The organism is Nocardioides sp. P4_G4 (assembly GCF_056401085.1).
The window spans coordinates 1-25,948 of record NZ_JBFUKA010000084.1 but is presented as its reverse complement, the minus strand read 5'-3'; the positions used below and the strand labels follow the sequence as shown (position 1 = coordinate 25,948).

Below are 25,948 nucleotides of genomic sequence, written 5' to 3'. Positions count from 1 at the left end.
GTGACTGACGTAGCCTCAGCGGGTGCCCTCCACGCAACGAGATCCGTGGCTCGACAACTCCAAGATGGTGCTCGTCGTCTTCGTGGTGATCGGGCACTCCTGGGGCCTGCTCGAGAAGACCCAGGGCTCGCACTGGGCCTACGACTTCCTGTACCTGTGGCACATCCCGGCGTTCGTCTTCGTGAGCGGCTACCTGTCGAAGTCCTTCGAGTGGGACCACCGGCACATGAAGAGCCTGCTCTACACGCTGCTGGTGCCCTACCTGATCTTCGAGCCGGCGCTGTACTACTACCGCGTCGGCGTGGTCGGCGAGACCGAGCCCGGGACGCTGTGGCTGGAGCCGCACTGGACGATGTGGTACCTCGTCGTGCTGCTGATGTGGCGCCTGGTCACCCCGATCCTCAAGCTGCACTGGCTCTTCCTGCCTCTGTCCGTCGCCGTCAGCGTCCTGGGCGGCTTCTGGAACACCGACCTGCTGATGCTGCCGCGCTTCCTGGGCCTGCTGCCGTTCTTCGTGCTGGGCCTGCACCTCAAGCCGCGTCACCTCAAGCACCTCGACGACGTGTGGGTGCGGATCGCCGCCGTCCCCGCGCTCGTCGGGATGGCCGTCGCAGCCCTCTACACCGACGCCTGGGCCCAGACCGCGTTCCTCTGGTACGACGCCGGCTACGAGGACGTCGGCATCGACCCGGTCATCGCGTTCCAGACCCGCCTCACCGTGCTGACCCTGGGCCTGGTCGGCGCGTTCTCGGTGCTCGCCCTGGTCCCCCGCCGCTCCCTCGGGTGGTTCACCGTGATGGGCGGCGCGACGATGGTCGTCTACCTCTTCCACGGCTTCGTCATCAAGACCGTCAAGGCGCTCGGCTGGCCGGGCTGGGCCGAGGACCACACGACCGCCGGCTTCGTGCTCACGACCCTGGGTGCGGTCGCGCTGGCGCTGCTGCTGGCGTGCGCCCCCGTACGCCGTGTGCTCGAGCCGTTCACCAACCCGCTGGGCTGGTGGGAGTCGCGTCGCTCGGCCCGCTCCTCGGCACCGGCCCCCAGCTCGGGCGCACGGCCGAGCGAGGAACCGACTCCAGCGCCTGCGCCTCGAGCCTCGTCGGCGCCGACCCGCCCAGGTGGGCCGGGTGCCATGGAGCAGGCTCACCGGGACGTGGCGAGTGGTGCGGCAGGTGCTGCAACCCCTCCAGCAGCGACGTCATCCGACGACCGAGGTCCTGCGTCCAGGATGTGAGGTCGTCCCCGGGGAGCGAGGTGAACGGCTCCCCGAGGACCACGTCGACGCGCCGCCCCCGGGTGAGGTCCGGTCGCGGGCCGCGGCCGCGCTCATCGGGGCGGCCGACGCTCCAGATCCGCTGGCTGCCCCACAGCGCCACGGGCACCACCGGCACACCGGTCTCGCGGGCCAGCCCGGCGACCCCGCGCATCAGGGAGCGCACGGTGTAGGAGTGGGAGACGCCGGCCTCGGGAAAGGCGCACACGGCCTCCCCCGCGCGCAGCAGGCTCCGGGCGCGGAGGTAGGCCGCCGCGGGTGCCTCACGGTCGACCGGGACGTGCTGCATGCGGTCCATCGCGGTCCGCACGCCCGGCACCCGCCACGCGTCGTGGCGGCACAGGAAGCGGAGGTAGCGCTGACGGGTGATCGCGGCCTGCTCGAGGAAGAGGAAGTCCGGATAGCTCAMGTGGGTGGCGGCCAGCAGCACGGGTCCGCTGGTCGGCAGGTGCTGCGTCCCGGTCCAGCGCGTGTCGATCCGCAGCAGCCGCAACGCTGCACGCCCCAGCGCGTTGGTCGTCCGGTAGCAGGCCTCGCTCATGCACTCTCTTCGGTTCTGGCCCCCGCCACGGATCGTGTCAGCGGGAGGGTACCTGCGGCGCAGGGACGCTCAGGCGAAGGGCGGCCGCGCGTCGCGCGCGATCGAGCGGCGACCCGCCCACCGCCACACCCGGGCGGCGCGGTCACGGTCGGCCTCGTCCACCAGGTTGCCCATCCACCGCAGGGCCAGGGTCATCAGCCAGTCCGAGCGCATCCCGGCGGGACCGAGGGCGGCGACGATCCGGGGCTGGGTGGCCACGCCGGCGAGCCGACGGGCGATGGAGAAGGACTCGCCGTAGTGCTCGCGCAGCACGCCCGGCCACACGGTGCCGAGGTGCTCGCCGGCGGCCATCGCCTCGGCCACGAACCGGCCGGTCTCGAGCCCGTAGTCGATGCCCTCACCGTTGAGCGGGTTGACGCAGCCGGCGGCGTCGCCGATGAGCGCCCAGTTGTCGCCGGCAACGTGGGAGACGGCCCCGCCCATCGGCAGCAGCGCAGAGGTGGGCATCCGCAGCTCGCCGGACAGCCGGAACTCCTCACGCCGCTGGTCGGCGTAGTAGGACATGAGCGGCTTGACCGCGATGTTGGCGGGGCGCCGGGAGGTCGCGAGGGTGCCGACGCCGACGTTCACCTCGCCGGTGCCGAGCGGGAAGATCCAGCCGTAGCCGCTCAGGATCTCGCCGTCCTCGCCGCGGAGCTCGAGGTGGGAGCTGATCCAGGGGTCGTCGGACATCTCGGAGGCGATGTAGGCCCGTCCGGCGACGCCGTAGACGGTGTCGCGGTGCCACTCACGGCCCAGCAGCTTGCCGAGCGGGGAGCGCACGCCGTCGGCGACCACGAGCCGCTGGCAGGCGATCTCGAAGGTCTCCTCGCCGCGTCTGAACACGACGGCCGCGACGCGTGGACCCTCCATGCGCACGTCGACCGCGCGGACGCCGTCGAGGGCCACCGCGCCGCTCTTGATGGCGACGTTGCGCAGGTGGTCGTCGAGCTCGGTGCGGGCCACCGCGGACCCCCACGACGGGAGGCTGCTGCCGGGCACGGCCGGCCACGGCAGCAGGAGGGTCTGGCCGAAGCCGTGGGCGCGCAGCCCGTGGTTGACCGTGTGGGCGCGCAGCCAGTCCTCGAGGCCCAGCCGCTGCATCTCGCCGATCGCGCGGGGCGTGAGCCCGTCACCGCAGGTCTTGTCCCGCGGGAAGACCTGGGCGTCCACCAGCACCGTGTCGAGCCCGGCCCGGGCGCTCCAGGCGGCGGCCGCGGAGCCCGCGGGTCCGGCGCCGACGACGAGGACGTCGGTGGCAGTGGGGGTGGTCACGCCGCGATTCTCCCCTGTCGCCCCAACCGGGACGAAAACGGCGCCGCGTGGGTCCTGCGATCACCGGAGCCGAGGTCGGGCTCCGGGAAATGAGCCGGGCCCCGGCCTCCCGCGAGGGAGACCGGGGCCCGGTCGTGACTACGTCGCTGCGCTCAGTTCTGGTAGGAACCGAAGTCGAAGTCRTCCAGCGCGACGGCCTGGCCGCCGTTGCCGAAGTCGTAGTCGTAGCTGTCGTAGCCGGTCACGGAGTACGCCGCGGCGCGGGCCTCCTCGGTCGGCTCGACCCGGATGTTCCGGTACCGCTCCAGGCCGGTGCCGGCCGGGATCAGCTTGCCGATGATCACGTTCTCCTTCAGCCCGCGCAGGCTGTCGGAGCGACCGTTGATCGCGGCGTCCGTGAGCACCCGGGTGGTCTCCTGGAAGGAGGCCGCCGAGAGCCACGACTCGGTCGCGAGCGAGGCCTTGGTGATGCCCATGAGCACCGGGCGACCCGAGGCGGGCTTGGTGCCCTCGGAGACCGCACGGCGGTTCTCCTCCTCGAAGCGCACGCGGTCGACCAGGTCGGACGGCAGCAGGTTGGTGTCACCCGACTCGATGACCGTGATCCGGCGCAGCATCTGCCGCACGATGATCTCGATGTGCTTGTCGTGGATCGACACACCCTGCGAGCGGTACACGTTCTGCACCTCGTCGACCAGGTGCTCCTGGGCCTTGCGGACACCCAGGATGCGCAGGACGTCCTGCGGGTCCTCGGTACCGACGGTGAGCTTCTGGCCGACCTCGATGTGGTCGCCGTCGGCCACCAGCAGGCGCGAGCGCTTGCTGACCGGGTACTCCTGGACCTCCGAGCCGTCGTCCGGGGTGACCAGGACCTTGCGGGCCTTGTCGGTCTCCTCGATCTCGACCCGACCGGCCGCCTCGGCGATCGGCGAGCGACCCTTGGGCGAGCGGGCCTCGAAGAGCTCCACCACGCGGGGCAGACCCTGCGTGATGTCGTCCGCGGAGGCCACACCACCGGTGTGGAAGGTACGCATGGTCAGCTGCGTGCCGGGCTCACCGATCGACTGGGCCGCGATGATGCCGACGGCCTCGCCGATGTCGACGAGCTTGCCGGTCGCCAGCGAACGGCCGTAGCACTTCGCGCAGGTACCGGTGCGGGCGTCGCAGGTCAGCACGGAGCGGACCTTGACCTCCTCGATGCCGGCAGCGATCAGCTCGCCGATCTTGACGTCGCCCAGGTCCTCACCGGCGGCGGCGAGCACGTCGCCCGACTCCGGGTGGGTGACCTCGACGGCCGACGAGCGGGCGTACGCCGCGGTCTCGGCGTTCTCGTGCTTGCGCACGACGCCGTCCTCGCCCCGCTCACCGATCCGCTTGGGCAGGCCGCGCTCGGTGCCGCAGTCGTCCTCACGGATGATGACGTCCTGCGAGACGTCCACCAGACGACGGGTCAGGTAACCCGAGTCGGCGGTACGCAGCGCGGTGTCGGCCAGACCCTTGCGGGCACCGTGGGTGGAGATGAAGTACTCCAGGACCGACAGKCCCTCACGGAAGTTGGCCTTGATGGGCCGCGGGATGATGTCACCCTTCGGGTTGGCCACCAGACCACGCATGGCCGCCACCTGACGGATCTGCATCATGTTTCCGGAGGCACCCGAGTCGACCATCATGTAGATCGGGTTGGTCCGGTCGAAGTTGGCCTCCATCGCCTTGGCGACGTCGTTGGATGCCTGGGTCCAGATCTCGATGAGCTCCTGGCGACGCTCGTCGTCGGTCACGAGACCGCGCTCGAACTGCTTCTGGACCTTCTCCGCCTGCGCCTCGTAGTCGGCGAGGATCTCGGCCTTGTTGCCCGGGGTGGTGACGTCGTCGATCGAGACGGTCACGCCGGAGCGGGTGGCCCAGTGGAAGCCGGCGTCCTTGAGGGCGTCGAGCGACGCAGCGACCTCGACCTTGGTGTAGCGCTCGGCGAGGTCGTTGACGATCGCACCGAGGGCCTTCTTGCCCACTTCGTAGTTCACGAACGGGTAGTCGGCCGGCAGGGTGTCGTTGAACAGCACCCGGCCCAGCGTGGTCTCGAGCAGGACCGAGCGGCCCTGCTCCCAGTCCGCGCCGGCCTCGTCCTCGAGCGGCGGCACGATGTCGTCGAGACGGATCTTCACCGTGCTCTGCAGGGTGATCTCGGCCCGGTCGTAGGCCATGATCGCCTCGGACGGGGTCGAGAAGATCCGGCCGTCGCCGACCTGGTCGTCGCGGTCGGTGGTCAGCCAGAACAGGCCGATGATCATGTCCTGCGAAGGCATGGTCACCGGTCGGCCGTCCGACGGCTTGAGGATGTTGTTCGTCGACAGCATCAGGATCCGCGCCTCGGCCTGGGCCTCGGCCGACAGCGGCAGGTGCACCGCCATCTGGTCACCGTCGAAGTCGGCGTTGAAGGCGCCGCACACGAGCGGGTGGATCTGGATGGCCTTGCCCTCGATCAGCTGGGGCTCGAAGGCCTGGATGCCGAGTCGGTGCAGCGTGGGGGCACGGTTGAGCAGCACGGGGTGCTCGGTGATGACCTCTTCGAGGACGTCCCACACGACCGGGCGGGCGCGCTCGACCATCCGCTTGGCGGACTTGATGTTCTGCGCGTGCGACAGGTCGACGAGGCGCTTCATCACGAACGGCTTGAACAGCTCGAGCGCCATCTGCTTGGGCAGACCGCACTGGTGCAGCTTGAGCTGCGGACCCGACACGATGACCGAACGGCCCGAGTAGTCCACGCGCTTGCCGAGGAGGTTCTGGCGGAAGCGCCCCTGCTTGCCCTTGAGCATGTCGGACAGCGACTTGAGCGGGCGGTTGCCCGGACCGGTCACCGGCCGGCCGCGACGACCGTTGTCGAAGAGGCTGTCGACGGCCTCCTGCAGCATCCGCTTCTCGTTGTTGACGATGATCTCGGGAGCACCGAGGTCGAGCAGGCGCTTGAGGCGGTTGTTGCGGTTGATCACGCGGCGGTACAGGTCGTTGAGGTCGGAGGTCGCGAAGCGGCCACCGTCGAGCTGCACCATCGGACGCAGGTCCGGCGGGATGACCGGGACGGCGTCCAAGACCATGCCGATGGGCTGGTTGCCGGTCTTGCGGAACGCGTCGACGACCTTGAGGCGCTTGAGGGCGCGGACCTTCTTCTGGCCCTTGCCGTTGGCGATGGTGTCGCGCAGCGACTCCACCTCGGCCTCGATGTCGAAGTCCTGGAGGCGCCTCTGGATCGCCGTGGCGCCCATGAAGCCCTCGAAGTACTTGCCGAACCACGTCTTCATCTCGCGGTAGAGGAGCTCGTCGCCGAGCAGGTCCTGCACCTTGAGGGACTTGAACGTGTTCCAGACCTCGTCGAGGCGGTCGATCTCGCGCTGCGCACGATCACGCAGCTGCTTCATCTCCCGCTCGGCGCCGTCCTTGACCTTGCGGCGCTGGTCGGCCTTGGCACCCTCGGCCTCGAGGGCCGCGAGGTCCTCCTCGAGCTTCTTGGTGCGGTCGTCGATGGAGGTGTCGCGCCGCTTCTCGAGGCGCTCGCGCTCCAGGCCGACCTTGCCCTCGAGCGAGGACAGGTCGCGGTGACGCGCGTCCTCGTCGACGGAGGTGATCATGTACGCCGCGAAGTAGATGACCTTCTCGAGGTCCTTCGGGGCGAGGTCGAGCAGGTAGCCCAGGCGCGAGGGGACGCCCTTGAAGTACCAGATGTGGGTCACAGGAGCGGCGAGCTCGATGTGGCCCATCCGCTCGCGACGGACCTTGGAACGGGTGACCTCGACGCCGCAGCGCTCGCAGATGATGCCCTTGAAGCGCACGCGCTTGTACTTGCCGCAGTAGCACTCCCAGTCCCGGGTGGGACCGAAGATCTTCTCGCAGAAGAGGCCGTCACGCTCGGGCTTGAGCGTGCGGTAGTTGATGGTCTCCGGCTTCTTGACCTCACCGTGGCTCCAACCGCGGATGTCCTCCGCGGTGGCCAGGCCGATCTGAAGCTGGTCGGCCGGGAACGGCGCGCCGCCTCGTCACTCAGACTTCTTCGACCGAGCTCGGCTCACGACGCGACAGGTCGATGCCCAGCTCCTCGGCGGCCCGGAAGACGTCTTCCTCGGCGTCCTTGAGCTCGATGGCCGACCCGTCGTGCGACAGCACCTCGACGTTCAGGCACAGCGACTGCATCTCCTTGACGAGCACCTTGAACGACTCGGGGATACCGGAGTCGGGGATGTTCTCGCCCTTGACGATGGCCTCGTAGACCTTGACGCGACCGGGCACGTCGTCGGACTTGATCGTCAGCAGCTCCTGCAGGGCGTAGGCGGCGCCGTACGCCTCCATCGCCCAGACCTCCATCTCACCGAAGCGCTGGCCACCGAACTGAGCCTTACCGCCCAGCGGCTGCTGCGTGATCATCGAGTAGGGGCCGGTGCTGCGCGCGTGGATCTTGTCGTCCACGAGGTGGTGCAGCTTGAGGATGTACATGTAGCCGACCGAGACGGGCGCCGGGAACGGCTCGCCGGAGCGGCCGTCGAAGAGCGACGCCTTGCCGGTCTCGTCGATCATCCGCACACCGTCACGCGTCGGGTACGTCGCACCCAGCAGGCCGGTGATCTCGTCCTCGCGCGCACCGTCGAAGACGGGCGTGGCGACCTTGGTGCCGGGCTCGGACTTCTCGGCGTGGATCGAGATGAGTCGGTCCTTCCACTCCGCGGAGCCCTGGTCGTCGTGCAGGTTGAGGTCCCAGCCCTGCTTGGCCAGCCAGCCGAGGTGGAGCTCGAGGATCTGGCCGATGTTCATACGACGCGGCACACCCAGCGGGTTGAGCACGACGTCGACCGGGGTCCCGTCCTCCATGAACGGCATGTCCTCGATCGGCAGGATCTTGGCGATGACGCCCTTGTTGCCGTGACGACCGGCGAGCTTGTCGCCCACCGAGATCTTGCGCTTCTGGGCGACGTAGACGCGGACCAGCTGGTTGACGCCCGGGGGCAGCTCGTCGCCGTCCTCGCGGTCGAAGACGCGGACGCCGATGACCGTGCCGGACTCACCGTGCGGCACCTTCATCGAGGTGTCGCGCACCTCGCGCGCCTTCTCACCGAAGATCGCGCGCAGCAGCCGCTCCTCCGGGGTCAGCTCGGTCTCGCCCTTGGGCGTGACCTTGCCGACGAGGATGTCACCGGTGGTGACCTCGGCGCCGATGCGGATGATGCCGCGGTCGTCGAGGTCGGCCAGGCCCTCCTCGGAGACGTTCGGGATGTCCCGGGTGATCTCCTCGGGGCCGAGCTTGGTGTCGCGGGCATCGACCTCGTGCTCCTCGATGTGGATCGAGGTGAGGACGTCCTCCTGCACCAGGCGCTGGCTGAGGATGATCGCGTCCTCGTAGTTGTGGCCCTGCCACGGCATGAAGGCCACGAGCAGGTTGGTGCCGAGCGCCATCTCCGCCTGGTCGGTGCACGGACCGTCGGCGATCGGCGAGCCGACCTCGAGGCGGTCGCCCTCCACCACCAGCGGGCGCTGGTTGATGCAGGTGCCCTGGTTGGAGCGGCGGAACTTGGCCAGCTTGTAGGTCTGGTAGGAGCCGTCGTCGTTCATCGTCTCGATGAAGTCGGCGGACACCTCCTTCACGACACCGGCCTTCTCGGCCACGACGACGTCACCGGCGTCGACGGCGGCGCGGTACTCCATGCCGGTGCCGACCAGCGGCGAGTCGCTCGTGATGAGCGGCACGGCCTGGCGCTGCATGTTGGCGCCCATGAGGGCGCGGTTGGCGTCGTCGTGCTCGAGGAAGGGGATCAGGGCCGTCGCGACCGACACCATCTGGCGCGGCGAGACGTCCATGTAGTCGACCTCCTCGGCCAGGATCGCGTCGACCTCGCCGCGCTGCTGGCGCACGAGCACGCGCTCCTCGACGAACTTGTTGTTCTTGTCGAGGGGGGCGTTGGCCTGCGCGATGACGTAGCGGTCCTCGTCGTCGGCGGTCAGGTAGTCGACCTTGTCGCTGACGACACCCTTCTCGACCCGGCGGTACGGCGTCTCGACGAAGCCGAACGGGTTGATCCGTCCGTACGACGCGAGCGAGCCGATGAGGCCGATGTTGGGGCCTTCCGGGGTCTCGATCGGGCACATGCGGCCGTAGTGCGACGGGTGGACGTCACGGACCTCCATGCCGGCGCGGTCACGGGACAGTCCGCCCGGGCCCAGCGCGGAGAGGCGGCGCTTGTGCGTCAGGCCCGCGATGGGGTTGGTCTGGTCCATGAACTGCGAGAGCTGCGAGGTGCCGAAGAACTCCTTCAGCGCCGCGACCACGGGGCGGATGTTGATCAGGGACTGCGGCGTGATGGCCTCGACGTCCTGGGTCGTCATCCGCTCGCGGACCACGCGCTCCATGCGCGCCAGACCGGTGCGGAGCTGGTTCTGGATGAGCTCGCCGACCGTGCGCATGCGGCGGTTGCCGAAGTGGTCGATGTCGTCGGCCTGGACCTTCACCGGCTTGTTGTCCGGTCCCATGACCACGGTGCCCGCGGCGTCGACGAAGTCGGGCGCCTCGACCGGGGTGCCGGCGGCGTGCAGYTCGACGATGTAGCGGATCGCGGCGACGATGTCGTCGACGGTCAGCGTCTGCTGGTCGAAGGCCTCGGCCTGGCCGAGCTTCTTGTTGATCTTGTAGCGGCCGACCTTGGCCAGGTCGTAGCGCTTGTTGTTGAAGTAGTAGTTGTTCAACAACGTCTGCGCGGCCTCACGCGTGGGCGGTTCGCCCGGGCGCAGCTTGCGGTAGATGTCGAGGAGCGCCTCGTCCTGGGTCTGCGGGGTGTCCTTGTCCAGCGTGAGCATCATCGACTCGTACTGGCCGAACTCCTCGCGGATCTGCTCGGTGGTCCAGCCGAGCGCCTTGAGCAGGACGGTGACGTTCTGCTTGCGCTTGCGGTCGAGCCGCACGCCGACCAGGTCGCGCTTGTCGATCTCGAACTCGAGCCAGGCGCCGCGGCTCGGGATGAGCTTGGCGGTGTAGATGTCCTTGTCGGACGTCTTGTCCGCCGAGCGCTCGAAGTAGACGCCGGGCGAGCGCACGAGCTGGGACACGACGACCCGCTCGGTGCCGTTGATGATGAAGGTGCCCTTGCGGGTCATCATGGGGAAGTCGCCCATGAAGACCGTCTGGCCCTTGATCTCACCGGTCTCGTGGTTCATGAACTCGGCCGAGACGTAGAGCGGGCGGGAGTAGGTGAAGTCCTTCTCCTTGCACTCCTCCTCGGTGTACTTGGGGTCGACGAACACGGGGTTGTCGAACGAGAGCATCATCGTCTCGGAGAAGTCCTCGATCGGGGAGATCTCCTCGAAGATCTCCTGCAGACCTGACTTCTCCGACACGTCTTCGCCCGCGGCCCGACGGGCAGCGACCATCCCTTCCCACTTCTCGCCGCCGACGAGCCACTCGAAGCTGTCGGTCTGGAGGGAGAGGAGAGCGGGAACCTCGAGAGGTTCGGCGATCTTCGCGAAAGAGGTGCGGTTGGACTTGAGCAGGGAGTTACCAGCGGAGCTGCGCGCGGCCAAGAGGGTGTCCTTCGAAGGATCGTGATCCAAGAGATCGCCGGCCGACCACCACGACACCCGTCCGGGCAGGGTGAAGGGCATATGAGGGCAGGCGCAAAGTCACAGGCTACCGCAACACACGGCTCGCTTCAAAGGCGGGGTCGATGGCGCTGGACTGCTCCTGCTCGCCGTTCGCTCACGCGTTGCCGATGATGATGACCTGCGACCGGGGACAGGTCAAGCACCGACCCGGTTCAGCCCTGTGCCGGTGACGTGACGAGGTTGTCGACGAGCCACGCGTCGCCGACCTTCTGCATCGTCACCGTGACCTGGTCCTTGTAGGTCTCCGGCTCCGGGGTGAGCTTGTTGGTGGTGGGTCGGTCCACGAAGACCAGCACGTCGACCCGGTCCTGGCCCGAGCGCACGATCCCCGACGCCACGACCGTCGCCTTGACCGTGGTCTGGGTCTGCGGGGCGTTGTCGGCGATGACCCCGAAGAGCTTGTCGTAGTCGGCGCGGTAGTCGGAGGTGAGGTAGCCCTCGGCACGCGCCCGGTCCTCCTCCAGCGACTGGTAGCCGTAGGACAGGACGGGCACGATGGCGCGCTCGGCCGCGGCCTGGGCGGCACGCGTCGCCTCCTCCTCGGTCTCCCCCGAGGTCGTCTGCCACGCCCACGCGCACCCGGCGACCAGGCCGGCCAGCACGAGGCCGACCACGGCCAGGAGCCACGCCGGGACGGGGCGAGGGGTGTCGAGGCGGGTGTCCCTGCTGGTCGAGGAAGGACGGCGTCCTGTCTCGTGACCCGGGGACCGCTCCTCGACCAGCGGCAGGGACGGCTCGGCCTCGAGCGTGGCGTCGTACGCCGTCCGGCGCGCCGGGTCGAGGAGCACCTCCGCGGCCGCGTTGAGGGAGGCGAAGCGGCGCGAGCCCGGCTCGAGGTCGGCGATGCCCGCGCGCCAGGCCGCACGCACGTCGTCGGCGGAGGCGGTGCGGTCGACGTCCAGGACGTCGTACCAGCTGGGACTCTGGGTCGAGGACTTGCTCACGGCTGGGCTCCCGGGTCGGGCTGGGTCGGGGCGGCGCCGTCGCCGGACACCGGGTCGAAGTCGTCGACGAGCCACTCGCCGTCGACCGCGACGAGGCTGACCTCGATGCGGAAGGGGATCGGCTCCTGGTCGACCGTCTTGCCCTTGACCTCGTAGGAGTCGCTGAACGTGCCGGCGACGAGGGCCCGGGCCGAGTCCTGGTCGATGCTGGACACACCGGTCGAGAACACGTCGGCGACCCGCGTCACGCCGGCCTGGGCGACGAGCTGCTCGGCGGTCCCGGCCTCGGAGTCGAAGGACGCGGCGAACTTGTCGGTGATGACGTCCGTGACGCGGGAGCGGTACTCAGGCATCGCGCCGTGCTCGTCGAGCAGGTCGGGCCCGTAGGTGCCCATGCGCAGCATGAACTGCTCGGTCTGCGACATGACCTCCTCTCGGGAGGACTGGACGTCGTCGCCGTCGTCGCCGCGCGCGAGGAGCAGCCAGGCCAGCAGGCCGGCCGCGACGAGCGCGAGCACCACCAGGACCGCGAGCAGGACCGCCCGGAACCGGGTGGACCGGGCGCCTCCTGCGGCGGGAGGGCTCGTCACTCCTGCGTCAGCAGGGGCTGGAGGAACAACCACTTCCACGACTCCTCTCCCAAGGTCCGGGGGGCGACGCTACCGCGCGACTCGAGCCGGCCGGCCTCCGCCTCGCCCCACACCAGCTCGCCGGTGTCGGGGTCGTAGGCGGCGACCGGCGGGGCGTACGACGCGGCGGCGCGGGGGGCGTGCTGGCCGCCGCGCGCGTTGGACTGCGACGCGGGCTCGGCACAGCGGGCGGACGTGTTCATGGCGCGGTTCTCGCCGTCCTGCGGGGGGCGCGTGTCGGTGCCCTCGTAGCCGGCGTGGCACACGGGCGGGTCCTGGGTGAGGACCATGCCGAAGTGGGCGTCGTAGTTGCCCGTGGCCGGGGTCTTGGACACGACGGTGAACCCGCCCTCCACGACGTACGGGTAGATGACGAGCAGCTGCTCGACGCCCTTGATGTTCTTGACCACGACCTCGCCGGTGGTGACGAGGTTGTTGAGCAGCTCGCCGAGCTCGACCTCGTTGTCCTCGATGAACGTGCGCAGCTGGGTGGCGGTGGCGCTGCCGTTGTCGATCACCGAGCGGAGGTCCTTGTCGGACCCGGCCAGCGAGGTGGAGAAGGTGCTGAGGTCGCGGGCGAAGGAGCGCAGCGCGCTCTCGGAGTCGACCTGCCCGTTGAGGACCACGTTGCCGTCGCGGATCAGCTTGGTGGTGACCTCGAAGTTGGCGTCGGCGGCGTCGATGAAGGCGGTGCCCGAGTCGATGATCGTCTGGAGGTCCTCCCCCGCGCCCGCGAAGGCCTCGCCGAACTCGGTGGTGACCGTCTGCAGGTCCTGCTCGTCGACGCTGCGCACGGTCTCGGACAGGTGCGTCAGCAGGGTGTCGGTCTGGATCGGGGTGCGTGTGCGGTCGACGGCGATCTGCGACTGGTCCTCGAGGTAGGGACCGTCGTCGACCTGCGGCTGCAGCTCGACGTACTGCTCGCCGACCGCGGAGCGGTTGCCGACCAGGGCCAGGCTGTCGGCCGGGATGCGGTCCTGCTCCTTGTCGATGTCGAGGTGGATGTCGACCCCCTCGTCGGTGAGCACCATCTCCGACACCTCGCCGATGCGGACGCCGCGGTAGGACACCTCGGCTCCGGCGAACGCGCCGCCGGAGTCGGCGAAGTGGGCGACCACGGTGTAGGTGTCGTCGACGAAGACGCGGTCGAGCCGGGCGTAGCGCGCCCCCACGTAGCTCACGCCGAGCAGGGTGATGATCGCGAAGACCACCAGCTGCATCCTGGTACGAGCGGTGATCATCGCAGCACCATCCCGGGGACGAGCAGGCTCACCAGAGCCGGGTCGAAGTGGTCCATCAGCTGTCCGTACGTCGGTCCTTGCGGCGTCCGCTCCTGGGTGCCGGCCCGGCCGAGCCCCGGCACGGTCGGCAGCCCCGGCACGGTCGGCACGCTGGGCACCGGGACCGGGACGCCCGGGATGGTGGTCGTCTCGGTGGGCAGCGGCAGGTTGGGCACCTGGTTGAGCTCGCGACAGACGTCCTTGTCCTTGTTGGCGTCCTTGCGGCACTCCTCCTGCAGCTTCAGCAGGTCGGTGGGCGTGGCCAGCACCTTCTGGCAGGCGGGGCTGGTCAGGTCGCCGCTGGCGAGGCAGTCCAGCACGTTGTTGACGATCACGGTCGGGTCGATCTGCGTGGGCAGGTTGGTCGGCAGCGTGGGCAGCCCGGTGGCGCCCTGCGAGAGGTCGACCTCGAGGGTGATCGAGAGGTTGGTGTAGTCGCCCATGTGCAGGTTGCGGGCCACCTGCGGGTCCCGGCCCACGACCTCGTCGACGAAGGGGTAGGTGAGGAACACGTGGAACGCGTTGGTGAAGTCGTCCCCCGACGCCGCGAGCTGGGTCAGCACCGGGTCGAGTGCCTCCAGCGAGTCGATGGTGGCCTCCTTGGACGCGCGGATCACCTTGACGCCGACCGCGCTCAGGTCCTGCAGGGAGCGGAGCATCGTCACCAGGTCCTCGCGCTGGCGGTCGATGGAGTCGAGCGCGCTGGGCAGCTCGTCGAGGGCGGCGTCGATGGTCGGCTGCTCCTTGCGGATCCCGAGGGCCAGCCGGTTGAGCTTCTCGATCGCGTCGACGATGTCGCCCTTGTTGTCGTCGAGCTGGGCCATGAAGTCGCGGATCTGGCGCAGCACCGAGYGGGCCGTGCCCTCCCGGCCCTCGAGGGCGAGGTTGAGCTCCTGCGTGATGGTCTTGAGCTGGGCGACCCCGCCGCCGTTGAGGAGCAGGCTCAGCGCGCCGAGCACCTCCTCGACCTCGGGATTGCGGCCGGTGCGCTCGAGCGGGATCTCGTCACCGCTCTCGAGCGGGTTGTCGCTGGCACCCGCGTCGGGGGCCTTGAGCGAGACGAACTTCTCGCCGAGCAGGCTGGTCTGGCGGATCTCGGCCACGGCGTTGTCGGGCAGCTCGACGTCGCGACGCATCTCCAGCTCGACCACGGCGGCGTACCCGTCGAGGGACACGTCGGTCACCTGCCCGACGGTGACGTCGTTGACCTTGACGGTCGACTTGGGCACCAGGTCGAGCACGTCGGCGAAGTGGACCCTCACGGTCATCGGGTCGGAGCCGACGTCGGGACCGCCGGGGAGCGGCAGCTTGTAGACGTCGAAGTCGCACGCCGAGAGGGTCAGCGCGGCCACGAAGATCAGCACGACGGCCTTGACGCGGTTCATCGCGACACCTCCACGAGTCCCCCGAGGGTCGGGTCGAACCGCTGGTCGGGGCGGGCCGGCAGCGGCCCCTTCGGCAGCGCGCCCGCCCGGGGCAGCACCTGCTTGATCGTGTCGCACACGCCGTCGGCGCCCTTGACCTGGCTGGTGAGCCCGCACAGGTACGTCGCCGGGTCGGCGGTGACCTGGTTGAGCAGCTCGCCGATGTTGGCGCGGGTGTCGAGCGTCCCGGCCTGCGGGTTGTAGGTCAGCGCCAGGTTGTTCAGCGCCAACGGGCCGACCCCGAGGATCTCGTCGAGGGCGTCACGCTGCTTGACGAGCACCTTGGACACCCGGTTGAGGCCCGAGATGTTGCGCCCCAGCACCTCGCGGTTCTCCTTGACGAACGACGACACCTCGGTCAGCGCGACCGACAGGTTGCGCAGCGAGGCCGAGAGCTCCTCCTTCTCGCCCTCCAGGAGGCCGGAGACGTCGGCGAGCGACTGGTTGAACCGGCGTACGGTCTGGTCGTTCTCGGCGAGGGTGCTGACGAACTTGCCGAGCTTCTCCGCGCTTCCGAACAGCTCCTCCTTGTTGTTGTCCAAGGTGGAGGTGAGCCGGGCGACGTTGCCCAGGGTGGAGCGCAGGTTGGCGCCCTGGCCGTCGAAGTTGTCGGCCGTGACGGCGAGCAGGTCGGAGAGCGCACCGTCGCGRTTGGCGCCGTTGGGCCCGAGCGCGACGTTGAGGGTGTCGAGGCTCTCGTAGATCTGGTCGAGCTCGATCGGCACGGCGGACTGCTCGACCGGCAGCTCGACGTTGTCGGCCATCACCTCCCCGCCCGTGTAGACGGGGGTGATCTGGACGAAGCGGTCGCCGACGATCGACGGCGCGACGATGGCCGCCTTGGCGTCGGCCGGCAGCTCGACGTCGCTGTCGTAGGTCATGGTCACGACCACGTCGGTGCCCGAGGGCTCCACGGTCTCGACGTTGCCGATCGGTACGCCGAGGACGCGCACCTCGCTCCCCTCGTAGATCGAGATGGCCCGCGGGAAGTGGGCGACCACGCGCTTGGAGTCGGAGCCGGTGAACATGGTGATGGCCGCGGCGGCCACCAGGGCGAGGATCACGAGCGGGACGGCGTACTTGCGGGCGAGGTCCATGATCAGCCCACCTGCGGTGCCGGAGGCAGGTTCTGGATGTAGGTGTCGAACCACGGGCCGGTGCCGAGCGTGCTGGCGAAGACCCGGTAGAACGGCGCCATCAGCCGCAGGCTGTTGTCGAGGTTGTCCTCGTTCTTGTTGAGCACGGCGACGACGTTCTCCAGGTGCGTCAGGGCGGGCGCGAGGTCGTCCCGGCTCTGCCGGACGAGCAGGGTGAGCTCGCGCGACAGGGTGGAGGTCGACTCCAGCAGGTTGTGGATCGCCTGCTTGCGGCCCACGAGCGCGCGGAACAGGACGTCGGCGTCGCGCATCAGGGCGACGATGTCGTCGTCGCGCTCGTCGAGCACGCCGGACACCTTGTCGAGGTTGACCAGCAGGTCGTTGATCTGCTGGTCCTTGGCGGCGACGTTGGCCGAGAGCCGGGTGACGCCGTCGAGGGCGGAGCGGAACTCGTCGGGGGTGTTGCGGGTCAGGTCGGCCAGGGTGGTGAGGGCCCCGGCCAGCTGGTCGGTGTCGATGCGGTCCGTGGTGTCGGCGAGGCCCTCGAAGGCGTCCACGACGTCGTACGGCGAGGACGTGCGCTCGACGGGGATGGTCGAGCCCTCCTCGAGCTGGCCGCCCCCGACCGGCTCGAGGGAGAGGTACATGGCGCCGAGCAGCGTCTTGACCTTGATGGCGGCCCGGGTGTCGGGGCCGAAGGCCTCGCCGCGGTCGACCTTGAACGTCGCCACCACGTGGCCGTCGTCGAGGGCCACCTCGTCGACCTTGCCGACCCGGACGCCGGCGATGCGCACCTCGTCGCCCTTCTTGAGGCCGCCGGACTCGGTGAAGGCCGCGCGGTAGGTGTCGCCCCCACCGATCAGCGGCAGGTCGTCGGCCCGCAGGGCCGCGGTGAGCAGCAGTCCGAGGGCGACGAGGCTGACGAACCCGATGATCACGGGGTTGCGCTCGCGGAAGGGGATCATCTCGGGGTCCCCTCGGCGTTGTCTGCGGAAGGAGCGCAGCGGAGGGAGCGGAGAAGGTCGTGGGGTGAGTTCATCCGAGATCACACCGATCGGAGCCCGGCTGGTAGGAGACCGGGACGTTGAGGTTGCCGGGCAGCTTGACGCGACCCTGGAACTCGCACAGGTAGAAGTTGAACCACGAGCCGTAGATCGCGGTGCGGCCGACCTTCTCGAGCTTGATCGGCAGCACTTGGAGGGCCCGGTCGAGCTCGGCCTTGTTCTTGTCGATGTTGCCGGCGACGGTGCGCAGCTCCTTGATGTCCTTGACGAAGGGCTTGCGGATGCCCGACAGCAGGTCGGACGTCTCCACCGACAGGTCGGAGATCTCGTCGAGGGAGCCGAGGATGGCCTGCCGGTCGTCCTTGAGCCCGCCCATGAGCGTGCGGAAGGAGACGATGAGGCGCGACAGCTGCTCGTCGCGGTCGCCGATGTGGGCCAGCACCTGGTTGAGGTTCTCGATGAGGTCGCTGATCACCTCGTCGCGGTCGGCCAGGGTCGAGGTGACCGACGCCGTGTGCTGCAGCAGCCCCTCGAGCGTGCCGCTCTCGCCCTGGAACACCTGGACGATCTCGTAGGACAGCTTGTTGATGTCGGTGGGCGACAGCGCCTGGAAGAGGGGCTTGAAGCCGTTGAACAGCACCGTGAGGTCGAGGGCCGGCTTGGTGCGGTCGACCGGGATCGTCGCGTTGTCGGGCAGCCGCCCGGTGTCGCCGATCTGCTGGGTCAGCGCGACATAGCGCTGGCCCACGAGGTTGCGGTACTTGATGGTCGCGAACGTGGCTCCGGTGACGGCGGTGTCCTCGTCGACGGTGAAGGTCACCAGGGCGCGGGTGCGGTCCTGGATCTCGATGTCCTCGACGACCCCGACCTTGAYGCCGGCGACGCGGATGTCGTCGCCCTTGACGACGCCGGTGGCGTTGACGAACACCGCCTTGTAGTTGCGGGTCTCGCCGAAGGTCAGGTTGCCGATGGTGACCACGAGCACGGCGGTGGCCAGCGTGGTCACGAGGATGAAGATCATCAGCTTGGTGAGGTCGATGGAGGTCCTGGCGTCGAGCAGCGGCATCAGCGGGCCTCCCCCAGCGTCACGGTGGCGCCTCGCGCCATGGGTCCGACCAGCAGCACGCCGAGGTCGGGGACGTCCTCGGCACTGGTGCCGATGGAGGTTCCCAGCAGCCCCTTGAGCAGGGCGGCCTCGTCGCGGCCCCCGGTGTAGCCGTCGCCGCCGGCCCAGCCGGTGGCCACGCGCGAGGTGCCCTTGCCGGTCGGCTCGTCGATGCCGTCCACGAAGTCCGGCTGGCCGTTGAACGGGTTGGCCTGGTCGCCGGGGGGACTGGGCAGCGAGCCGCAGCTGGGACCGCGCGCATCGCCGTACACCGGGGCGTCCTGGGGGCCGTAGCCGCGCGGCTGGTTGGGCAGGGTCTCCAGGACGATGTGCAGGGTGAAGCCGCGGAACGCCTCGGCCTGCAGGTCGCCGGCCTTGACGATCCCCTCGAGCAGGCAGGGGTACTCGGGGGCGTACTTCGCGAGCAGCTGGAGCTGGGTGCGTCCCAGGTCGCCGAGCCGGACCAGGTTGTCGCCGTTGGTGTCGAGGAAGCGCTGGGTGGTCGCGGAGAACCGTCCGATGTCCTTGAACAGCGCGTTGAGCTTGTCCTCGCGGCCCTCGAGCGTCTGGGTGGTGGTGATCGTGTTGCGCAGGATGGTGGCGACCTCGGGCAGCACGTCGGCGTAGATGTCGGAGACCTTCGCGGTCAGCCGGAGGTCCTCGACCAGCGCCGGGATCTCGGGGTTGAAGCGCTTGAGGTAGCTGTCGACGACCTCGAGGTTCTCGCCGAGCTGGTCGCCGCGGCCCTCGAGGGCGGTGGCGATGGCGTTGAGCGTCATGTTGATCTCGGCCGGCTRCACGGCCCGCAGCAGCGGGTAGAGGTCGGAGAGCACCTGCTCGACCTCGGTCGAGACCTCCGTGCGCTCGATCGTCGCGTCGACGGCGATGCTCTGGTCGGAGGCCTGCTCGGGCACGACGAGCGACACGTACTTCTCCCCGAAGAGGGTCTTGGGGACGATCGACCCGGTCACGTTGGCCGGGATCTGCCCGCGCTCGTCGGGGTAGAGGCCCAGCGTCAGGCTGGCACCGTCGGTGTCGGCGTCGATGGCGATCACCTCGCCGACCTGGACGCCGCGGATCTTGACGTCGGCGCGCATGGGCAGCTGGAGGCCGATCTTCGACGTCTGGAGGGTCACCTCGTCGTAGTCGGTGAACTTCTTGGTGAAGACGCCGTAGGCCAGCCACACGCTGGTGAGGATCAGGCACAGGAAGACGACGCCGAGCACCTTGTGGTTGGCGGTGAGGGCACGCAGGGGATTCATCCGCGCCTCACCCCGCCAGTCTCACGGTCGTGGTGGTGCCCCAGATGGCCATCGAGAGGAAGAGGTCGATGACGTTGACGGCCACGATGCTGGTGCGGACCGCCCGCCCCACGGCCACGCCCACGCCGGCGGGACCGCCCGACGCGGTGTAGCCGTGGTAGCAGTGGATGAGGATCACCGTCACCGCGAACACCAGCACCTTGCCGAAGGACCAGAGCACGTCCCCCGGTGGCAGGAAGGCGTTGAAGTAGTGGTCGTAGGTCCCGGTCGACTGGCCGTAGAACATGGTGACGACCAGCCGGCTGGCGAAGTACGACGACAGGAGGCCGACGACGTACAGCGGGACGATGGCGATGAGGCCGCCGACGACCCGGGTGGCGACCAGGAAGGGCATCGAGGGGATCGCCATCACCTCGAGGGCGTCGACCTCCTCGGAGATGCGCATGGCGCCGAGCTGGGCGGTGAAGCCGCAGCCCACGGTCGCGGCCAGGGCGATGCCTGCGACGAGCGGGGCGATCTCGCGGGTGTTGAAGTAGGCGGACACGAAGCCCGAGAAGGCGGCGGTGCCGAGCTGGTTGAGGGCCGCGTAGCCGGACAGGCCGACCTGGGCGCCGGTGAAGAACGTCATGCCCAGGATGACCCCGACGGTGCCGCCGATGACGGCCAGGGCACCGGAGCCGAGGGTGACCTCGGCGAGGATCCGCAGGATCTCCTTGGGGTAGCGCGTGACCGAGCGGGGCACGGCCTTGATCACGCCGATGTGGAAGGCGAGCTGCCCGCCGAGGTCGTCCAGCGACCTGAGCGGGGTGCGGTAGATGCTCCTGAGATCAGCCATGGTCATCCCGTCTTCGGGGGCACGACCTGGAGGTAGATCATGCTCAGGACGAAGTTGGCCACGAAGAGCAGCAGGAACGTGATGACGACGGACTCGTTGACCGCGTCGCCCACGCCCTTGGGACCGCCACCGGCGTTCATGCCCTTGTACGACGCGACGACGGCGGCGATGAGACCGAAGACGAGGGCCTTGAACAGGCCGATCCACAGGTCGGGCAGCTGGGCGAGCGCGGTGAAGCTGGCGACGTAGGCGCCCGGGGTGCCGTCCTGGAGGACGACGTTGAAGACGTAGCCGCCGGCCACGCCTACGACGCTGACCATCCCGTTGAGGAAGACGGCCACGAGCATGCAGGCGAGCACGCGGGGCACGACCAGACGGTGGATCGGGTCGATGCCGAGCACCATCATCGCGTCGAGCTCCTCGCGGATCTTGCGCGCGCCGAGGTCGGCGGCGATCGCCGAGCCGCCGGCTCCGGCGATCAGGAGCGCTGTGCCGATCGGTGCGGCCTGCTGGATGACCGCCAGCACCGAGGCGGAGCCGGTGAACGACTGGGCACCGAACTGCTTGATCAGCCCACCGACCTGGAGGGCGATGACCGCGCCGAAGGGGRTGGCGACCAGCGCGGTCGGCACGATGGTGACCGAGGCGATGAACCACGCCTGCTGGATGAACTCGCGCAGCTGGAAGGGTCGCCGGACGGTCGCTCGGCCGACGTCGAGGGCGAAGGCGAAGAGCTTGCCCGCGGCGCCGATCGGGGCGAGGGCCCGGGATGCGGTGAGGGTCGACACGGCGCGATCAGGCCCCCGGAGCCAGGCCGGCGTTGGTGCTCTCGAACGACCCGGGAGGCGGCGTCACGCCGTTCTCGCGGCACCACTCCCCCGGCGGGCGCTGGTGGCGGCGCGGGATGCCGCTCGAGGGCTCGAGCTGCAGCGGGATCGGYGGCAGCGGCGGCATCTCGAGGTCCTTCTCGGCGGCCAGCTCGTCGGCGTCCTTCTCCTCGGACATGCCGATCGGGCCGACGGTCTGGGCGTTGAGGAACTGGCGCACGACGGGCTCCTCGGAGCTCAGCAGCATCTCTCGCGGGCCGAACATGGCCAGGTGCTTGTGGTAGAGCAGGCCGATGTTGTCCGGCACGGTCCGGGTGCTGTTGATGTCGTGGGTGACGATGAGGAAGGTCGCGTCGATCTGCGCGTTGAGGTCGATGAACAGCTGGTTGATGAACGACGTGCGGACCGGGTCGAGGCCGGAGTCCGGCTCGTCGATGAGCAGGATCTCGGGGTCCAGCACCAGGGCCCGGGCCAGGCCGGCCCGCTTGCGCATGCCGCCGGAGATCTCGCCGGGCAGCTTGTCCTCGGCGCCGACGAGCCCGACGAGGTCCATCTTCTCCATGACGATGGCGCGGACCTCGGACTCGGACTTCTTGGTGTGCTCGCGCAGCGGGAAGGCGACGTTGTCGTAGAGGTTCATCGAGCCGAACATCGCGCCGTCCTGGAACAGGACGCCGAAGAGCTTGCGGATCTCGTAGAGGTCCTTCTCCGAGCAGCTGGCGATGTCGGTGCCCTCGATCATGATCGAGCCGCGGTCGGGCTTGATCAGGCCGATGAGGGTCTTGAGGAAGACCGACTTGCCGGTCCCGGAGGGGCCGAGCATGACCGAGACCTCGCCGGCGGGGATCGACAGGCTGACGTCGCCCCAGATGAGCTGCTTGCCGAACGACTTGGTGAGGTCGTCGACCTTGATCTCAACGCCCATTGTCGCCGCCTCCCTTCGAGTCACGCGTCGTACGGCGGTGGCCGTACAGAGCGACTCCGCGTCGCTCCCGACGAGGGACCAACGCGGACGTCGCCGCGAGGTTACGCGGGAATTGCCTCCGCGTCACGAGACGTACGCAGCGTGTCAACCGGAGTGACGCCTTCCCGGCTACCGGGAGGTAACCACCAGGCGCGCTCAGCCCGCGCGGCGCCGCCGGATCTCGGCGTTGATGGCCGGCACCACCTCGTGGAGGTCCCCGATCACGGCGTGGGTCGCCTTGGTGACCATCGGCGCGTCGGGGTCGGTGTTGATGGCCAGGATCGCCTTGGCGCTGCTGCAGCCGGCCCAGTGCTGGATGGCGCCGCTGATGCCGCAGGGGATGTAGAGGTCGGGCGAGATCCGGCTGCCCGTCTGGCCCACCTGCTCGTGGTGCGGACGCCAGCCCAGGGAGGTGACGACCCGCGAGACCCCGAGCGGTGCGTCGAGCAGGGYGGCCAGCTCGAGCAGGTCGTCGAAGCCGCCCTCGCTGCCGGCACCGCGACCGGCGCCGACGACGACGCGGGCGGACTTGAGGCCGCCGGAGAGGTCCGGCGCGGGCTCCTCGGTGGACACGACCCGGGCGACGAGGTCGGCCGCGGCCACGTCGGGCGCGTGCTCGGTCAGCGAGGCCGCGCCCGGGGTCGGGGCCGGGGCGGCCTCGACGGCGTGGCCGGCGACGGTGAAGACGGTCGGGCGCCCCGAGAGCTGCATCTCCTCCAGTGCCTGGCCGCCCACGACCTGCCGCGTGACCACGAAGGGCGAGAGGCCACCGAAGGAGAGCACGTTGGCGGCCATCGACACCCCGGCCCGGGCGGCCAGGTGGGCGAGGACCTCGCCGCCGCGCGGGGTCCCTGCGGCGGTCACCACGACCGAGCGGGTGCTCGCGAGGACCGTCTCGATGCCGGAGGCCCACGCGGCCCCGGAGAACGCCTCGAAGCCGGTGCCGGTCAGCGCGTGGACGTCACGCACGCCGTACGCCGCGAGCTGGGCCTGCAGCCCGGGCGAGACCTCGCCGACGACCACGGCGTCGACCGGGACCCCGCCGCCGGCCTCGGAGAGCGAGCGGGCCAGGGTGAGGGTCTCCAGCGACACCTCGACGGCGTGGCCGCCGAGGTCCTTCTCCACCAGGACGAGGATCATCGGGCCAGCACCCCCAGCTGCTCGAGCAGGTCGACGACGGCGGGGGCGGCGTCGGGCCCGTTGCCCAGCACGTGGACGTCGCTGGGGGCCGCCGGGGGCAGCGACCAGCGCACCCGGGAAGGACCGCTGGGCGACCCGGCGAGCGTGCGCTCCTCGACCGGCACCTTCTTCGCCTTCATCCGGCCCGGCACCGTCGGGTAGCGCGGCTCGACGCCGCCCTCGAGGACCGTGACGACCGCCGGTAGCGGGACCCGGTAGGTCTCGTGCCCGTCGGGGCCGTCGCCGCTCGCCGTCACGACACCGTCCTGGACCGACACCCGGGTGACGCCGTTGACGACCGGACGGCCGAGCTCGTAGGCCAGCCGGATGCCCACCTGGAAGTCCCCGGTGTCGGCGGCGTCGTGGCCCAGCAGCACCAGGTCGTGCGGCTGCCCGGCGGCCTCGTGGTCGCGCACGACGGCGGCGATCTCGCGGGCCACGTCGGCCGGACCGAGCTGCTGGCTGTCGGCCACGACGTGGGTCGCGGAGGTGCAGCCGACCGCCAGCGCGGCGCGCACCTGCTCGATCGCGTCGGCGTCACCGAGGGTCAGCACGGCGGCCTCACCCCCGGTGGCGGCGGCCGCCTGCACCGCGAGCTCGACGGCGCACTGCTCGTGCTGGCTCATCGTGAAGCCGGCGAAGCGGCCGTCGACCGCCTGCCCGTCCTCGGTCAGCACGATCTCGCTGGTGGAGTCGGGCACCCGCTTCACGCACACCAGGACGCCGGTCATCAGCGGATCCGGTCGTTGGTGGGGTCGAGGAGCGGGGTCGCGTCGACGGACCCGACGGTGACGGGGTAGAGCTCCTCCATGTACGACACGGCCAGCCGGGTGCCGATCACCGCCTGCTCGGGCGGCAGGTAGGCCAGCAGCACGTGCGTGCCGAGCGAGGGGGCGGAGCCCGCGGACGTGACGTACGGGTGGTGCCCGTGGCCGTCGGTCAGCAGGTCGCCCGCCGACGTCAGGACCGGCTCGCCGCCGAGCATGTAGCGCTTCACGCCGCTGGCCGAGGTGTGGTCGTCGACGGTGAGGGTGCACAGGACGCTCGCGGGCGCCTGCTCCCGCTGGGCGAGGTAGGCCTCTTTGCCCACGAAGTCGGCCTGCTTGACCCGGGGTCGCTGCATGCCCGCCTCGACGATGCTGCGCTCGCCGTCGAGCTCGGCACCGTAGGCGCGGTAGCCCTTCTCCAGGCGACCGGTGGTGCCGTAGACACCGATGCCGGCAGGCACCGCTCGGTGCGGGGCGCCGGCCTCGAGCAGCGCCTCCCACAGGTCGGCGGCCGACCCCATCGGGACGTACAGCTCCCAGCCGAGCTCGCCGACGTAGGAGATCCGGGAGGCGAGGACGGTGATGCCCTGGAACTGGATCTCGCGGCAGGACAGGAAGCCGAAGCCGGTGTCGGAGACGTCGTCGTCGGTCAGGGACGCGACGATGTCGCGCGCCCGGGGACCCCAGATGCCGATGGTGGAGACGTCGTCGGTGAGGTCGGTGAGCGTGGTCGTCCCGTCGTCGGGCAGGTGCCCGGAGAACCAGGCCCGGTCGGCCATGCCGTGCGCGCCACCGGTGACGACCCGGAAGTGGTCCTCGCCGAGCCGCATCACGGTCAGGTCGGAGCGGAAGCCGCCCTTGGCGTCGAGGACCGGCGTGTAGACGACCTTGCCGACGGCCACGTCGCACTGGGACACGCAGGTGCCCTGGACCGTGGCCAGCGCCCCGGGACCGGTCACGTCGAAGATGCAGAACGCCGACAGGTCGATGACCGCCGCCGCCTCGCGCATCCGCAGGTGCTCGGCGTTGATGATCGGGCTCCACCACCGCGCGTCCCACTCGTGCTCGCGAGGCATGACGGCGTCGCCGTACGCCTCGAGCAGGTTCGCGTTGGACTCGTACCAGAACGGCCGCTCCCAGCCGGCAGTCTCGAAGAACACCGCGCCGAGCTTCTGCTGCGAGGCGTGCATGGGCGAGAGCCGCTGGTCGCGGTCGGAGGCGTACTGCTCGCCCGGGTGGATGATCCCGTAGGTCTTGATGAACGACTCGGTGGTGCGCAGCCGGGTGTGCTCGCGACGCTTCTGGTGGGTGTGGAAGCGGGCGATGTCGCTGTGGTGGAGGTCGATCTCGGAGTGGCCGTGCGTCATCCACTCGGCGACCGCGCGACCGACGCCCGGGCCCTCCTTGATCCAGACGGCCGACGCGGTCCACAGCCCCCCGACCTCGCTCTCGCCGAGGATCGGGTTGCCGTCGCACGTCAGCGACAGCAGGCCGTTGATGGCGTAGCGCATCTCCGCGCCCTCGGCGCCGAGCAGGTCGGGCATCAGCTCGTAGGCCTGCTCGAGCTGGGGGTCGAAGTCGTCGGAGGTGAACGGCATCTCGGTCGGCGACAGCTTGGCCTGCTCGATCGAGGGGATGTCCTCGGGCTCGTGCAGGATCGCGCGGTGGGCGTAGGACCCGACCTCCATGTCGGCGCCGTGCTGGCGCTCGTAGCAGAAGGTGTCCATGTCCCGGACGATCGGGAAGGAGATCTCCCCCTCCCGCTCGGCGAGCTGCGGGCACGGGCCGACGCTGATCATCTGGTGGACCGCCGGGGTCAGCGGGATGCTGATGCCCGCCATGTCGCCCAGCTTGGGGCTCCACACCCC

General features: G+C 69.7%; 18 protein-coding genes and 1 pseudogene. 1 reads left to right on the top strand and 18 read right to left on the bottom strand.

From position 1 onward, the window contains the following. Positions 1-22 precede the first annotated feature (22 nt). Entirely contained in the window at positions 23-1,234 is a 1,212-nt protein-coding gene (locus AC1DQF_RS17560) for an acyltransferase family protein (RefSeq protein ID WP_477526513.1), read from the top strand. A 142-nt stretch (positions 1,235-1,376) separates the two neighbouring features. Here the strand turns inward: AC1DQF_RS17560 and AC1DQF_RS17555 are convergent. The 18 genes and pseudogenes from AC1DQF_RS17555 to AC1DQF_RS17470 form a co-directional block, all read right to left on the bottom strand. Beyond that, positions 1,377-1,814, bottom strand: a pseudogene (locus AC1DQF_RS17555) (lysophospholipid acyltransferase family protein); the annotation flags it as partial. 69 nt (positions 1,815-1,883) lie between these two features. Continuing rightward, on the bottom strand, positions 1,884-3,128 hold the full coding sequence (locus AC1DQF_RS17550) for a geranylgeranyl reductase family protein (RefSeq protein ID WP_477526512.1): 1,245 nt from the start codon (positions 3,126-3,128) through the stop codon (positions 1,884-1,886). Positions 3,129-3,280: 152 nt separating this feature from the next. Further along, positions 3,281-7,123, bottom strand: a complete 3,843-nt coding sequence (locus tag AC1DQF_RS17545) for a DNA-directed RNA polymerase subunit beta' (protein WP_477526526.1) — start codon at positions 7,121-7,123, stop codon at positions 3,281-3,283. A 40-nt stretch (positions 7,124-7,163) separates the two neighbouring features. Further along, positions 7,164-10,682, bottom strand: a complete 3,519-nt coding sequence (gene rpoB / locus AC1DQF_RS17540) for a DNA-directed RNA polymerase subunit beta (RefSeq protein ID WP_477526511.1) — start codon at positions 10,680-10,682, stop codon at positions 7,164-7,166. A 233-nt stretch (positions 10,683-10,915) separates the two neighbouring features. Next, on the bottom strand, positions 10,916-11,707 hold the full coding sequence (locus AC1DQF_RS17535) for a J domain-containing protein (RefSeq protein WP_477526510.1): 792 nt from the start codon (positions 11,705-11,707) through the stop codon (positions 10,916-10,918). After that, entirely contained in the window at positions 11,704-12,297 is a 594-nt protein-coding gene (locus tag AC1DQF_RS17530; protein ID WP_477526509.1) for a hypothetical protein, read from the bottom strand. Before AC1DQF_RS17530 ends, AC1DQF_RS17535 begins: the two co-directional genes overlap by 4 nt. Beyond that, the gene (locus AC1DQF_RS17525) at positions 12,294-13,577 is read right to left on the bottom strand and encodes an MCE family protein (RefSeq protein WP_477526508.1); all 1,284 of its coding nucleotides are present in this window, start codon (positions 13,575-13,577) and stop codon (positions 12,294-12,296) included. The genes AC1DQF_RS17530 and AC1DQF_RS17525 overlap by 4 nt, the downstream gene beginning before the upstream one ends. Further along, the gene (locus AC1DQF_RS17520; RefSeq protein ID WP_477526507.1) at positions 13,574-15,001 is read right to left on the bottom strand and encodes an MCE family protein; all 1,428 of its coding nucleotides are present in this window, start codon (positions 14,999-15,001) and stop codon (positions 13,574-13,576) included. Before AC1DQF_RS17520 ends, AC1DQF_RS17525 begins: the two co-directional genes overlap by 4 nt. Further along, positions 14,998-16,137 (bottom strand): MCE family protein, encoded by a 1,140-nt coding sequence (locus AC1DQF_RS17515; RefSeq protein WP_477526506.1) that lies wholly within the window; start codon positions 16,135-16,137, stop codon positions 14,998-15,000. Before AC1DQF_RS17515 ends, AC1DQF_RS17520 begins: the two co-directional genes overlap by 4 nt. Positions 16,138-16,139: 2 nt before the next feature. After that, entirely contained in the window at positions 16,140-17,102 is a 963-nt protein-coding gene (locus AC1DQF_RS17510) for an MCE family protein (protein ID WP_477526505.1), read from the bottom strand. A 70-nt stretch (positions 17,103-17,172) separates the two neighbouring features. After that, positions 17,173-18,207, bottom strand: a complete 1,035-nt coding sequence (locus AC1DQF_RS17505) for an MCE family protein (protein WP_477526504.1) — start codon at positions 18,205-18,207, stop codon at positions 17,173-17,175. Continuing rightward, on the bottom strand, positions 18,207-19,508 hold the full coding sequence (locus tag AC1DQF_RS17500; RefSeq protein WP_477526503.1) for an MCE family protein: 1,302 nt from the start codon (positions 19,506-19,508) through the stop codon (positions 18,207-18,209). Before AC1DQF_RS17500 ends, AC1DQF_RS17505 begins: the two co-directional genes overlap by 1 nt. Positions 19,509-19,515: 7 nt before the next feature. Continuing rightward, the gene (locus AC1DQF_RS17495) at positions 19,516-20,343 is read right to left on the bottom strand and encodes an MlaE family ABC transporter permease (RefSeq protein ID WP_477526502.1); all 828 of its coding nucleotides are present in this window, start codon (positions 20,341-20,343) and stop codon (positions 19,516-19,518) included. A 2-nt stretch (positions 20,344-20,345) separates the two neighbouring features. Next, the gene (locus AC1DQF_RS17490) at positions 20,346-21,131 is read right to left on the bottom strand and encodes an MlaE family ABC transporter permease (RefSeq protein ID WP_477526501.1); all 786 of its coding nucleotides are present in this window, start codon (positions 21,129-21,131) and stop codon (positions 20,346-20,348) included. 7 nt (positions 21,132-21,138) lie between these two features. Next, the gene (locus tag AC1DQF_RS17485; RefSeq protein ID WP_477526500.1) at positions 21,139-22,095 is read right to left on the bottom strand and encodes an ABC transporter ATP-binding protein; all 957 of its coding nucleotides are present in this window, start codon (positions 22,093-22,095) and stop codon (positions 21,139-21,141) included. 195 nt (positions 22,096-22,290) lie between these two features. Further along, positions 22,291-23,274 carry an electron transfer flavoprotein subunit alpha/FixB family protein gene (locus tag AC1DQF_RS17480; RefSeq protein WP_477526499.1) on the bottom strand — a complete coding sequence of 328 codons (984 nt, stop codon included), beginning with the start codon at positions 23,272-23,274 and terminating at the stop codon, positions 22,291-22,293. Then, on the bottom strand, positions 23,271-24,044 hold the full coding sequence (locus tag AC1DQF_RS17475; protein WP_477526498.1) for an electron transfer flavoprotein subunit beta/FixA family protein: 774 nt from the start codon (positions 24,042-24,044) through the stop codon (positions 23,271-23,273). Before AC1DQF_RS17475 ends, AC1DQF_RS17480 begins: the two co-directional genes overlap by 4 nt. Continuing rightward, positions 24,044-25,948 (bottom strand): glycine cleavage T C-terminal barrel domain-containing protein (locus AC1DQF_RS17470; RefSeq protein WP_477526497.1); only part of this gene is annotated, 1,905 nt, incomplete at its 5' end. The genes AC1DQF_RS17475 and AC1DQF_RS17470, both read right to left, overlap by 1 nt.

Bases quoted from the DNA above. Each gene is read 5' to 3' on its own strand.
- AC1DQF_RS17475 (WP_477526498.1), bottom strand. From the start codon at position 24,044: ATGACCGGCGTCCTGGTGTGCGTGAAGCGGGTGCCCGACTCCACCAGC.
- AC1DQF_RS17495 (WP_477526502.1), bottom strand. From the start codon at position 20,343: ATGGCTGATCTCAGGAGCATCTACCGCACCCCGCTCAGGTCGCTGGAC.
- AC1DQF_RS17525 (WP_477526508.1), bottom strand. From the start codon at position 13,577: ATGATCACCGCTCGTACCAGGATGCAGCTGGTGGTCTTCGCGATCATC.
- AC1DQF_RS17510 (WP_477526505.1), bottom strand. From the start codon at position 17,102: ATGATCCCCTTCCGCGAGCGCAACCCCGTGATCATCGGGTTCGTCAGC.